We start from the raw sequence: 12,548 nt of genomic DNA on the forward strand, positions 1-12,548 counted from the left end.
GGAAACGGGCGGGCGCTGTCATCGACACGGCCGGTCACGCTGCTATCGCTTGGGCGAGTGACCCGGTTCGGGAGAAGCGCGATGACACTCGAGACCGCGACGGCGTTGTCCTCCTCGGAGCAGAAGACGGCCCGCACCGGGCTGATAGAGGCGGCTGCCGACATCGTCACCGAGCAGGGCGGACCCGGCGGCTTCGTCCGCGACCTGTTCGGCCGCGTGACACCGGAGGATCTCGCTCCCTACGACCCCTCAGTCCTGGCGGACCTCGCCGCCCGCGCCCGCGCCTTCCTGTCCGAGCCCCGCAGGCCGGGCGACCCGGCGCGGATGCGCCTGAGCGACAGCCAGCTGGTGCGCGACGGCCGTGCGCGCGAGACGACGGTCCTGGAGGTGATCAACGACAACCGTCCGTTCCTGCTGGACTCGACCCTGGCCGAACTGACCGAGCAGGGCCTCGCCCCGCAGCTCGTGGCGCACCCGATCCTCGGGGTGGAGCGGGACGGCACGGGTGGGCTCATCCGGGTGGTCGGGGAGACGACCGCGGACGCGCAGGGCAGTCTCGCGCGCGAGAGCTTCATCCACATCCACCTCGACCCCGTGGCAGACGAGACCGGCGAGCGGCTCCTGAACGCCCTCGCGACGGTCTACCGGGATGTCGCCCTGGCGAGCGACGACCACGACGCCATGCTGGCGCGCCTCACCGACCTCGCCGCCAATCTCGGGCGCGGGCCGACCCCGATGCCGGAACCGGAGACCGAGGAGGCGCGCGCCTTCCTCGAATGGCTGATCGACGGCCAGTTCCTCATCCTCGGCATGCAGGAGCACGGCATCGCCGGCGACGCCCACCCGCTGGTCGAGGGCTCGAGCCTCGGCGTGCTCCGCGATCCGGGCGCCACGCCCCTGCGCCGCGGCCGGACGCCGGTGGACTACACGCCGGAGATCCTCGCCTTCCTGGAAGAGCCGCAGCCGCTGATCATCACCAAGGCCAGCGTGAAGTCCCGGGTCCACCGCTCGGCCTACCTGGACTATGTCGGCGTCAAGCTGTTCTCCGGCCTCGGCAAGCTGTCGGGCGAGGTGCGGATCGTCGGCCTGTTCACCGCCTCCGCCTACACGAGCCCGGCCCGCGAGGTCCCGGTCCTGCGCCGGAAGGTGGAGGCCGTCGTCCAGCGCGCCGGCCTCGACCCGACGAGCCATGCCGGCCGCAGCCTCCTCGCCGTTCTGGAGAGCTACCCGCGGGACGAGCTCTTCCAGATCGACGGCGAGCGGCTCTACCGGTTCACCCTGGCCATCGCCGCCCTGGCCGACCGCCCGCGGGTCCGCGTGCTGTCCCGGCCCGACCGGTTCGGCCGCTTCGTGTCGCTGCTCGTCTACGTCCCGAAGGACCGCTACGATTCCGCGATCCGCGGCCGGATCGGCAGCTACCTCGCCGAGACCTACGGCGGGCGGCTCAGCGCGTCCTACCCCGACTACCCGGAAGGCTCGCTCGCCCGGATCCACTACATCATCGGCCTGCCCGATCAGGGCAGCCCCGAGCACGATCCCGCCTCCCTGGAGGCCGGGATCGTCGCGCTGGTCCGGACCTGGGGCGACGCGCTGCGGGCGGCGCTGGCCGAATCCCAGGGCGGCGATCGCGCGCGGCAGCTCGCCGCCCGCTACGGCGACGCGTTCTCGGCCGCCTATCGGGACAATTTTCAGCCTGAGGTCGCCGTCGCGGACGTGACGATCCTCGACAGCCTGGGCGAGACGCAGCCGCGGGCCGTCCATCTCGATCGGCGGCCCAGCGACCCCGCCGCGCAGGTCCGCCTGAAGGCGTTCTCGCGCGGCACGGCGATCGCGCTGTCCGACCGGGTCCCGGCGCTCGAGAATCTCGGCTTCCGCGTCATCAACGAGCGCACGTACCAGATCGCGCCGTCCGGGACGGACGAGGCCGCGCGGGTCTGGCTGCACGACATGCTGATCGAGCGCGCCACCGGCGCCCCGATCGACCTCGCGGCGCTGGAACGCCCGCTGGAGTCCGCGATGCTCGCGATCGCGGACGGCATCGCCGAGTCCGACGGGTACAACCGGCTCGTGCTGGAGGCCGCTCTGCCCTGGCGGGAGGCGGCCCTGCTCCGGGCCCTCGGTCGCTACCTGCGCCAGCTGCGCATCCGCTACGGGCAGGACTACCTCGCGGGCACGCTGAGCCGCCACGCCGGGATCGCGCGCGCGATCGTGGCGCTGTTCCGCGCCCGCTTCGATCCGGCCCTCACCGGTGACCGGACCGCGCAGGAGGCCGAGGTACGCGCCGAGATCGAGACGGCGCTCGCCGAGGTCACGAGCCTCGACGACGACCGGATCCTCCGCCGGTTCGTCAACCTCGTCGAGGCGGCGGTGCGGACGAACTTCTACCAGACCGGCGCCGACGGGCAGCCGCGGGAGACGATCAGCTTCAAGTTCGCCTGCGCGAAGGTGACGGCGATGCCGCTGCCTCGGCCGTTCTTCGAGATCTTCGTCTACTCGCCGCGGGTGGAGGGCGTGCACCTGCGCTTCGGCTACGTGGCCCGCGGCGGCCTGCGCTGGTCCGACCGGCCGGAGGATTTCCGCACCGAGATCCTCGGCCTCGTGAAGGCCCAGCAGGTGAAGAACGCCGTGATCGTGCCGGTGGGCGCCAAGGGCGGCTTCTTCCCGAAGCGGCTGCCGCCGGCCTCCGACCGCGCCGCCTGGATGCAGGAGGGGACCGAGAGCTACCGGATCTTCATCCGGACGCTGCTCGAACTGACCGACAACATCGTCGACAACGCCATCGTGCCGCCGCCCGACACGGTGCGGCACGATCCCGACGACGCCTATTTGGTGGTCGCCGCCGACAAGGGCACCGCCACCTTCTCGGACATCGCCAACGCCCTCTCGCTGGAGAAGGGCCACTGGCTCGGCGACGCCTTCGCGTCCGGCGGCAGCCAGGGCTACGACCACAAGGGCATGGGCATCACCGCCCGCGGGGCCTGGGAGGCGGTGCGCCGGCATTTCCGCGAGATCGACGTGGACGTGCAGACCGACCCGATCACCACGGTCGGCGTCGGCGACATGTCGGGCGACGTCTTCGGCAACGGCATGCTCCTCTCCGAGAGCATCCGCCTGATCGCGGCCTTCGACCACCGCGACATCTTCCTCGATCCGAACCCGGACGCCGCAGCGAGCTTCGCTGAGCGGCGGCGTCTGTTCGATCTGGGGCGGTCCTCCTGGGCGGATTACGACAAGAGCCTGATCTCGGAGGGCGGCGGCGTGTTCCCGCGCAGCTTGAAGACCGTGCCGCTCTCGGAGGCGATCCGGTCGGCGCTGGGATTCGACCGGTCCGAGGCGACGCCAACCGAGCTGATGCAGGCGATCCTGAAGGCGCCCGCTGACCTGCTCTGGTTCGGCGGCATCGGCACCTATGTCAGGGCCACCACCGAGACCGACGAGGATGCGGGCGACCGCGCCAACGACGCCCTGCGCATCACCGGGCCTGAGCTGCGCGCGAAAGTCGTCGGCGAGGGCGCCAATCTCGGCCTGACCCAGCGCGGGCGCATCGAGGCGGCGCGCGCGGGTGTCCGCCTCAACACCGACGCGATCGACAACTCGGCGGGCGTGAACACCTCGGACGTCGAGGTGAATATCAAGATCGCCCTCATGACGCCGGAGCGCGACGGCAGGCTCAGCTACGAGGCGCGCAACGCCCTGCTCGCCGACATGACCGACGAGGTCGGGCGCCTCGTGCTGCGCAACAACGAACTGCAGACGCTCGCCCTGTCCCTCGCCCAGCGCGGCGGGCTGGGGGAGACCGGTTTCGCGATGCGGACGATGCAGGCGCTGGAGGCGGAGGGCCGGCTCGACCGGGCGGTGGAGTTCCTGCCGGACGACGGCACGCTCGCCGAACGCATACGGCGGAACGAGGGACTGACGCGGCCGGAATACGCCGTGCTGCTCGCCTACGCGAAGCTGTCGCTGCACGACGCGATCCTCGAGAGCGCCGTGCCGAACGACCCGTACTTCGACCGGGAGCTGCAGCGCTATTTCCCGAAGGCCCTGCGCGAGCGCTTCCCGGACGCCGTCAAGGCACACCGGCTGCGCCGCGAGATCATCGCCACGGCGCTCGCCAACATCATCGTCAATCGCGGCGGGCCGTCTCTGGTGACCCGCCTCGTCGACGGCACCGGCGCGGACGCCGCGGTCATCGCCAAGGCCTACGCGGTGACCCGCGACGCCTTCGGCCTGATGGAGCTGAACCTCGCCATCGACGGCCTCGCCGGTCGGATTCCCGGCCAGGGCCAGCTCGACCTCTACGCGGAGGTGCAGGATCTGCTGACGAACCGGATCGTGTGGTTCATCCGCAACCTCGACCTGGGCGGCGGCCTCGCCCCGGTGGTCGCCCGCTACCGGGACGGCATCGCCGCCGTGGAGGCCGCCCTGCCCAACGTGCTCGGCGACGAGGCGCTGGCGACGATCGGCGCCCGCGCGGCGGAGCTGACCGGGCACGGCATGGCCGCGGCCCAGGCGCGGCGCCTCGCCTCGCTCAGCGCGCTGGTCTCCGCCCCCGACATCGTCCGGGTCGCGGAGGCCAGTGGGCGCCCAGTCGAGGAGGTCGCGGCCACGCATTTCGCCCTGGAGCACGCCTTCCGGCTGGACGATCTCGCCGCCGCGGCGCGGACCGTCCCGGTGGCCGACACGTTCGACCGCGTGGCATTGGAGCGCGCGGGCGCCGGCATCGCCGCCGCGCACCGCAAGCTGACGGCCGAGGTGGTGGCGGATCTCGGCGCCGGGCCGGAGGCGGTGGAAGCCTGGATCCGGGCGCGCGGCACCTCGCTCGCCCGGATCCGCGAGGCCGTGGACGCGATCAGCGCCTCCGGCCTCACGGTCTCCAAGGCGATGGTGGCGGCGAGCCTGCTCGGCGACCTCGTCCGGGCCGACTGACCGATCAGGCCCCGGGTGCGGATGCCGGCATGACGCTCCGGCGTCCGCGGCCGACCGCGGTGAGCACCAGTCCGAGCCCGGCGAGCGACACCGCGGCGGCGATCAGCGGCAGCTGGCCGTAGCCGGCCCCGAGGGTCAGCGCCGTGCCGCCGATCCAGGCGCCGGTGGCGTTGCCGAGGTTGAACGCGCCTTGGTTCAGCGTGGAGGCGAGGTTCGGCGCGTTGCTCGCCGCCTCCACGACCCAGATCTGAAGGGGCGAGACCAGGGCGAAGACCAGGCCCGACCAGAGCACCACGACCGCCACCGTGAGCGCCGGATGGTGCGCGACCGCGGCGAGCACCAGAAGGGCCGCCACGATGCCCAGGAAGCTGCCGACGATGGTGGCCATCGGGCCCCGGTCGGCCAGATGCCCCCCGAGGAGATTGCCGACGGTGAGGCCCGTGCCGGCGGCGAACAGCACGCCGGTCACGCCCTGCGGCGTGAAGCCGGTCACGCCGGTCAGGAACGGCGTGATGTAGGTGAACACCGTGAAGAAGCTCACCGAGGACAGGGTCGAGATCAGCATCGGCCGCAGCACCGGCCAGCGCCCGAGCGCGCGGAACTCGCTGACGAGCCGGCCGCGGGTCCCCGGAAGCCCGTCCGGCACGCAGAGCTGGATCGCGAGCCCGGCCGCCAGCCCGATCACGACCACCGCCCAGAAGGTCGAGCGCCAGCCCGCCTCCTGCCCGAGGGCGGTGCCCAGCGGCACGCCGAGCACGTTGGCGAGGGTGAGGCCCGCGAACATCAGCGAGACCGCCTGCGTGCGCTTCTCCCGCGGCACGAGATCCCGCGCCACAACGGCGCCGATGCCGAAGAACGCGCCGTGCGCGAAGGCCGTCAGGATCCGCGCGGCCATGAGCAGGGCGTAGCTCGGCGCCAGCGCGCAACCGAGATTGCCGGCCAGGAACACCGCCATCAGCGCCAGCAGTGCGGTCTTGCGCGGCAGGCCCGCGGTCGCGATCGCCACGATCGGCGCGCCCACGACCACGCCCATGGCGTAGCCCGAGACGAGGTAGCCGGCCTGGGGAATGGTGACGCCGAAGCTCTGCGCCACCTCCGGGAGCAGGCCCATGATGACGAATTCGGTCGTGCCGATCCCGAACGAGGCGACGGCGAGGGCGAGGATCGGCAGGGGCGGCACGGGGACGTCCTTCGGCGCGGGCTGGGCTCGATGGTGCAGAGCAGCATCGCAGCGCGGTCGCCGATGGATAGCGTCGGGGGCGCGGCGCACAGTTGCGCGGCGCGCAAGGGCCGCGTCGCGGATACGACGCGGCTTAGCCCCCGCTCGGACCTCTTATTCAGCCGGTACCTTCTTCCGCCTCCGCGACTTCGCGGCCGGCGCAGAAGGCGCCTCGATGGCGGCCGCGGCCCCGCCGCGGGTCTTCCGGCGCTGCTGTCCGAGCCCGAGGGCGCGTGCCAGCTCCGATCGCTGCGCCGAATAGCTCGCCGCGGTCATCGGATAGTCCCGCGGCAGACCCCACTTCTCCCGGTAGGCCTCGGGCGTCAGGCCGCGCAGCGTCAGGTGACGCCGGAGGGTCTTGTACGGTTTCCCGTCCTCGAAGCTGACGATGTGATCATTCGTGACCGACTTGCGGATCTGCGACGGACTGAGCTTCTCGACGCTCGAGTTCGCGGCGCGACCTTGAGTTGTCAAACCGTTCAGCGCCGCGTGGATACCGCCGATCAATCCGGGAAGTTCGGACACCGGTACGGAGTTGTTCGACACGTAAGCGGCGACGATATCGACCGCGAGCCCGATCGCCGGGCTGTGCTCACTGCCTGCGTTCTCACTCACGGCAAACCTCAGGAGTTACATTCATTCGGGCCGATCAATTCCTCTCGGAGTCGATCGAAGTCTGCACCTATGTAGCATAGTGCACCAAATAGCTCAAACGTATTCGTGATCGACAGGTGAGATCGGATCGATGGGCCGCTAACCTTCCGTCCCACCGCCGTTGACGGGGCATTAACCACGTCGCCGCTAGGGTTCGTTAACCATACCGGCACTGTTCCGGGGTGGTGTGACCTGTAATCTCCGCACTCTGGTGCCGGGGACTTTGGCGGAGACCGGGATCAGGTGCGGACGGCGGCTGACCGGTGGGAACGGCGGAGGATGCGGCTCGCCGCCGCGGCACTCGGCGTCACGCTCGCGGCACCGGCGGCAGCCCAGCGGTTCGACGCGACCAGCCCGGTCACCGGCCAGCCCGACAATCCCGGCATCGGCCAGGACACGGCCCCGAACGGCCTGCCGACACTCAAGCGGACCATTCCGGACGGCCTGAGCCGCGACCAGAATCGCGGGGCGCTCGGCGGCGACGCGGCGGGCGGCGAGCAGACCGGCGGTGACAGCCTCCGGTCGCCGCTCTCGCCCTCCGCGCAGACGCAGATCCCGGGTCAGCCCGGCGTGTCCCAACTCAGCACCCGCGTCACCACGGGGGGACGGCGCACCGGCGGATCCTCGACGGCACCGGCCAATCTCGCGCCGTCGACCCTCCTGCGCACGCGCGCCGCTCCGCCGCGGCGGATCGGTTCGGCGACGCGGCGGGTCACTCAGGACGTCACGCAGATCCCGCCGCCGGCGCTGCGGCTGACGCCGGTGGTCCAGCAGGCGGTGGTCGGAGTCCCGAACCCGCAGGTCGTGACGCCGATCCGTCCGATCCTCCCGTTCCAGTCGATCGCGCCGGCGCTCGGCCTCCTGACCCCGGGCTTCATCCTCGGCACCGACCTGGCGCGCGCGATCCCCACCGATCCGGCCTACGCGCCGATCGGCTATCAGGTCGGGACCTTCACGGTCCTGCCCGCCTTCGCCCAGAGCGTCGGCTACGATTCGAACCCGGACCAGACCACCCGCCAGATCGCCAAGGGCTCGGTCGCGCTGCGCACCGACACCACGGTCGACTTCCGGAGCAACTGGTCCTCCAGCTCGCTGCAGGGCTCGCTCCGGGGTTCGTACCTCGAGACCCCGCAGAACGAGGCCGCGAGCCGCCCCGCGGCAGACGGCGTGGTCCGGCTGCGCATCGACGCCAACCGGGACCTGCGCATCGACGCGGAGGGGCGGTTCCTGGTGGACACACAGCGCACATCGAGCGCCAACCTCCAGGCGGCCACCGCCACGACGCGGCCGCTCCTGGCCGTCTACGGCGGTTCGCTCGGGGCGACGGAGACGTTCAACCGGCTGTCGGTTACCCTGCGCGGGTCCGTCGACCGCTCCGAGTTCGACAATGCGCGTTTGGCGGACGGGACCATCGTCAATCAGTCCGACCGCAACCTGAACCAGTACAGCCTGCAGTTGCGCACGGCCTACGAGATCAATCCGGATTTTAGCCCGTTCATCGACCTGCTCGGCGACACGCGCGTCTACGACCGGCGCATCGACGCGACGGGCGTCCGGCGCGACTCGGACGGCATCGCGGTCGCCTTCGGGACGAGCATCGGCCTCGCTCGCTCGGTGACGGGCGAGATCTCGGCCGGAATCCAGCATCGGACCTACGTCGATCCGAGCCTGCGCGACATCAACGCGCCGCTGCTCAACGCGGCCCTGGTCTGGGCGGCGAGCCCGCTCACGACCGTCCGTCTCACCGCCGCGACCGGCGTCACCGAGACGACGATCCCGGGCTCCAGCGGCGTGCTCACCGAGGTCGCAACGCTCGAGGTGCAGCACGACCTGCTGCGCAACCTCTCGATCGTCCTGGGCGGATCGTATCTCCGGAACGATTACCAGAGCAGCAGCATCCGCGAGAACGGGTTCTCGGCGACCGCGCGGCTCGACTACCACTTCACCCGCTGGCTAACCCTGCGCGGCACGTACATCTATCAGAAGTTCGACAGCACGGTCGCCGGATCCAGCTTCCGGGAGAACACCTTCCTGCTCGGCCTGCGCGTGAATCCCTGACGCGGTCTCAGAACCGCTCCGTCCAGGGACGTAGTTCCAGTTCGGATGTCCAGGCGCTCCGATCCTGGCGCAGGAGGTCGCGATAGGCCCTGGCGATGGCGTCGGGATCGAGATGGCTGTCGGGGGCCTCCGGAGGCTCGCCGCCGCGGGCCGGATTGCGGATGGCGCCGTCGATCACGATGTGGGCGACGTGGATCCCCTGGGGCTGCAGTTCACGGGCGAGGCTCTGACCCAATCCCCGCAGCGCGAACTTCCCCATGGCGAACGGGGCCGATCCCGCGAAGCCCTTCACGCTCGCCGAGGCGCCGGTGAGCAGGATCGCGCCGTGGCGGTGCGGCAGCATGCGCCGCGCCGCGGCCTGCGCCACGAGGAAACCGCCATACGCGGACACCATCAGCGCCTGGGCGACCGCGTCCGGGTCGAGATCGGCGACCGGGCCGCGGAGACGACCGCTCGCGTTGTAGACGACGACGTCCGGCGGGCCGCCGAGCGCGGGCTCCAGGCGGGCGAACAGGGCCTCGACCTCCGCGGGCCGGCTGGCGTCGCAGGCATGAACCGCCGCCCCCGTCTCGGTTGCCAGTGCGGCAAGCTTGTCGACGTTCCGGGCGGCGAGGCCGATCGTCATGCCGTCGGCCGCGAGCAGGCGCGCGAGCGACGCGCTGAGGCCGGAGCCCGCACCGACGATCAGGGCTCTGGAATAGGTCGGGATCATCCTCTCCTCCTCTGCTGGCCCGCCTAGGGCCGATGGGACCTGTCCGCCCGCCTCGCCTCAGTCGCGGCGCTGCGCGAAGAACGCCCGGAGCAGATCGGCCGCCTCGCGCTCGCGGAAGCCGCCGTAGACCTCCGGCGCGTGGTGGCAGGTCGGCTGATCGAAGACGCGCGGCCCGTGCTCGACCCCACCCCCCTTCGGGTCGGCCGCGCCGTAGTAGAGCCGCCGGATGCGCGCGAAGGATATCGCGCCCGCGCACATCGGGCACGGCTCCAGGGTGACGTAGAGATCGCAGCCGACGAGGCGCTCGGTGCCGAGGGCCACGCACGCCGCGCGGATCGCCAGGATCTCCGCGTGCGCCGTCGGGTCGTGCAATGCGCGCGGCCGATTATGCGCCACCGCCAGGATGACTCCGTCCCGGACCACCGCGGCGCCGACCGGGACCTCCCCGGCAGCGGCCGCGGCGCGGGCGGCCGCGAAAGCGTGATCGAGCGCGGTCAGGGATCCGGACGTTTCCGCCCGCGCCGGATGGATCGGATCGGCAGCCAAGCTGTTCTCATCCCACTGACGCGACGGGCCCGGGGCGACGGGCTGGCCTGACCCAAGTCAATGTTAAGACCTGGAACATTCCGCCGACCGTGACCGTTTCAGGAACCAGTGCGGCGCCGCCGCAGATCGAGCAAGAGGACAACGCCATGAGCAGCACCACCGACAAGATCAAGGGCGTCGCCAACGAGGCCGTCGGCAAGGCCAAGCAGGGCATCGGCGACGTGACCGGCAACGACAAGCTCAAGGCCGAAGGTGCCGCCCAGGAGATCAAGGGCAAGGCCCAGGGCACCGTCGGCGACGCCAAGAGCGCGGTGAAGTCCGCCACCGACAAGCTCTGATCGTCGAGCGCGACCGGAACGGAACCCGCCTCGGGCGGGTTCCAGAATTGAACCGACCCGAATAACGCGAGGATGCCATGATCGGCTGGGCTGTCACGTTTCTCGTCGTCGCTCTCGTGGCGGCGCTCCTCGGTTTCGGCGGCATCGCCGGCACGGCGATGGAGGCGGCCAAGATCGTCTTCTTCGTGGCGATCGCGCTCTTCCTGATCTCCGCCGTGTTCGGCGTGATGCGCGGGCGCTCGCCGAGACTCTGACGAACACGGGTCTTCGACCCGCCATCAAAGTCTTCGAGGCGGTCCCGACGGGCCGCCTCTTCGCGTTGGGGCGGCCCGCACCGGTGCACAACCCGTCTCGCCTGTCGGAACGGGCTCTGATAAGCGGCAGGCATGAGCGACTTGCCGAACGACGATAAGCCGGAAGGGACCGCCCGTCCGGCCCCCGAGTCAGCGCGCACCGAGAGCTGGGCACCGCCCACCGATGCGGGCCGTGCCGATGCCGACAACGATCGGCCCGCCAGATCTGCCGCGAAGAAGACGGCGCGGAAGGCCAAGCCGCAGCCCGCCCCCCAGGCGGAGCCTCTGTCAGAGCCGTTGCCGGAGCCCGATTCCGAAGCGGCCGCGAACGCCGAAGCCCTGATCGAGACGCCGCCCGGCGAGCGCATCGCGAAGGCGATGGCGCGGGCCGGCGTCGCCTCGCGGCGCGACGCCGAGACGATGATCCTGGCCGGACGCGTCAGCGTCAACGGCGAGACGCTGACGTCCCCGGCCCGCAATGTCACCGAGAACGACCGGATCCTGATCGACGGCGAGCCGATGCCGTCGCGGGAACGCAGCCGCCTGTGGATCTTCCACAAGCCGCGGGGTGTGGTGACGACCGCCCGGGACCCGGAGGGCCGCCAGACGGTGTTCGACGTGCTCCCGGAGGATCTTCCCCGGGTCGTGGCGGTCGGACGGCTCGACATCAACACCGAGGGGCTGCTGCTGCTCACCAATGACGGCGGGCTCGCCAAGGTGATCGCGCATCCCGACACGGGCTGGCTGCGCCGCTACCGAGTTCGCGCCCACGGCGACACCGATCAGGCGCAACTCGACCGGCTGTCCAAGGGCGTCACCATCGACGGGATGGAGTACGGCCCCGTTGAGGCGACCCTCGACCGCGTGCAGGGCGACAACGTCTGGCTGACGCTCGGCCTGCGCGAGGGCAAGAATCGCGAGGTCAAGCGCATCCTCGAGCATCTCGGACTGTCGGTGAACCGGCTGATCCGGCTCTCCTTCGGACCGTTCCAGCTCGGCGACCTGGAGGTCGGCCTGGTCGAGGAGGTGCGGACCCGCGTCCTCAAGGATCAGCTCGGCAAGAGCCTCGCCGAGCAGGCCGGCGTGGATTTCGACAGTCCGGTCCGCGAGCCGATCTCGCCGTTCGGGGCCGGCCGCCCGGCGGATCGGGACGCCCAATCGGCGCAGCCGGCGCCGGCCCGGCGCAACGCCGCGCGTCCCGCGCCTGCGCCGCGCGTCTCGACCGGGGGCACCGGTCCCGGACCGCGCAACTCCGCGTGGCGCGACGAGGACGCGGCCAAGCCGCGGGGGACGCGCATTCCCCGGCGCGGCGCGGATCCCCGGGCCGCGCAGGCGGCCGCGGCGGAACGCGGCCGCGAGCGCGTCGGCTCGATCCGGGCCGGCGACCGCCGGGTCGTCGTCGAGCGCCTGTCCGCCACGCCGGCGGAGCCCAAGCCCGTCGCCAAGCCGAAGCGCCGCTTCGCCGACCGGGGGATGCCGGAGCGGCAGGAGCGCCCCGCCAATCGGCGCGATGAGCGCCGCGGCGATGAGCGCCCGCGCCGCGAAAGCGCGCGGAGCGAGGCTCCGCGGGACGAGCGGCGATTCGAGGAGCGCGGGGGCAAGCCCGCGGGCCGGCGCGACCGACCGTTCGACGCCGGGCCGGCGGAGGGCGCGTCGCGGAAGCCGGGCGGCTTCCGCGGCCAGAAGCCCGCTGCCGCCGGGCGCAAGCCCGCGTTCGGGGGCCCGAAGACCGGGGGTGCGCGTCCCGGCGGCAGCCGCCCCGGTGGCAAGCCCGGGGGGTTCGCCGGCAAGGGGGGGGGCCA

The 12,548-nt window shown here is 71.7% G+C and carries 9 protein-coding genes; 5 read left to right on the forward strand and 4 right to left on the reverse strand.

Annotation, left to right across the window (positions count from 1 at the left end; translation table 11 throughout):
• Positions 1–81 precede the first annotated feature (81 nt).
• Positions 82–4,926, forward strand: a complete 4,845-nt coding sequence (locus tag ACLBYE_RS05310; protein ID WP_447693334.1) for an NAD-glutamate dehydrogenase — start codon at positions 82–84, stop codon at positions 4,924–4,926.
• 4 nt (positions 4,927–4,930) lie between these two features.
• On the opposite strand, the gene ACLBYE_RS05315 is transcribed toward ACLBYE_RS05310, so the two are convergent.
• A complete protein-coding gene (locus ACLBYE_RS05315; RefSeq protein ID WP_447693335.1) occupies positions 4,931–6,106 on the reverse strand; it encodes an MFS transporter in 1,176 nt (391 codons plus the stop codon).
• A gap of 153 nt (positions 6,107–6,259) precedes the next feature.
• Positions 6,260–6,760, reverse strand: coding sequence for a MucR family transcriptional regulator (locus ACLBYE_RS05320; RefSeq protein ID WP_447693336.1), 501 nt, complete (start codon positions 6,758–6,760; stop codon positions 6,260–6,262).
• Positions 6,761–7,078: 318 nt separating this feature from the next.
• Between ACLBYE_RS05320 and ACLBYE_RS05325 the strand changes: the two genes are divergently transcribed.
• Positions 7,079–8,857, forward strand: a complete 1,779-nt coding sequence (locus tag ACLBYE_RS05325) for an outer membrane beta-barrel protein (protein ID WP_447693337.1) — start codon at positions 7,079–7,081, stop codon at positions 8,855–8,857.
• A gap of 7 nt (positions 8,858–8,864) precedes the next feature.
• Here ACLBYE_RS05325 and ACLBYE_RS05330 read toward each other — a convergent pair whose 3' ends face one another.
• Entirely contained in the window at positions 8,865–9,569 is a 705-nt protein-coding gene (locus ACLBYE_RS05330; protein WP_447693338.1) for an SDR family oxidoreductase, read from the reverse strand.
• A 57-nt stretch (positions 9,570–9,626) separates the two neighbouring features.
• Positions 9,627–10,115 carry a nucleoside deaminase gene (locus tag ACLBYE_RS05335; RefSeq protein WP_447693339.1) on the reverse strand — a complete coding sequence of 163 codons (489 nt, stop codon included), beginning with the start codon at positions 10,113–10,115 and terminating at the stop codon, positions 9,627–9,629.
• 146 nt (positions 10,116–10,261) lie between these two features.
• On the opposite strand from ACLBYE_RS05335, the gene ACLBYE_RS05340 reads away from it, so the two are divergent.
• From ACLBYE_RS05340 to ACLBYE_RS05350, 3 genes are all read left to right on the forward strand, one after another.
• Positions 10,262–10,453, forward strand: a complete 192-nt coding sequence (locus ACLBYE_RS05340; protein WP_447693340.1) for a CsbD family protein — start codon at positions 10,262–10,264, stop codon at positions 10,451–10,453.
• A gap of 77 nt (positions 10,454–10,530) precedes the next feature.
• Positions 10,531–10,707, forward strand: a complete 177-nt coding sequence (locus tag ACLBYE_RS05345) for a DUF1328 domain-containing protein (RefSeq protein ID WP_012317097.1) — start codon at positions 10,531–10,533, stop codon at positions 10,705–10,707.
• 132 nt (positions 10,708–10,839) lie between these two features.
• The coding region (locus tag ACLBYE_RS05350; RefSeq protein ID WP_447693341.1) for a pseudouridine synthase at positions 10,840–12,548 on the forward strand (1,709 nt) is incomplete at its 3' end.

The organism is Methylobacterium sp. A52T (assembly GCF_053346095.1).

Coding starts and splice junctions, on each gene's coding strand:
- ACLBYE_RS05310 (WP_447693334.1), top strand. CDS start 82: ATGACACTCGAGACCGCGACGGCGTTGTCCTCCTCGGAGCAGAAGACG.
- ACLBYE_RS05325 (WP_447693337.1), top strand. CDS start 7,079: ATGCGGCTCGCCGCCGCGGCACTCGGCGTCACGCTCGCGGCACCGGCG.
- ACLBYE_RS05330 (WP_447693338.1), bottom strand. CDS start 9,569: ATGATCCCGACCTATTCCAGAGCCCTGATCGTCGGTGCGGGCTCCGGC.
- ACLBYE_RS05340 (WP_447693340.1), top strand. CDS start 10,262: ATGAGCAGCACCACCGACAAGATCAAGGGCGTCGCCAACGAGGCCGTC.
- ACLBYE_RS05345 (WP_012317097.1), top strand. CDS start 10,531: ATGATCGGCTGGGCTGTCACGTTTCTCGTCGTCGCTCTCGTGGCGGCG.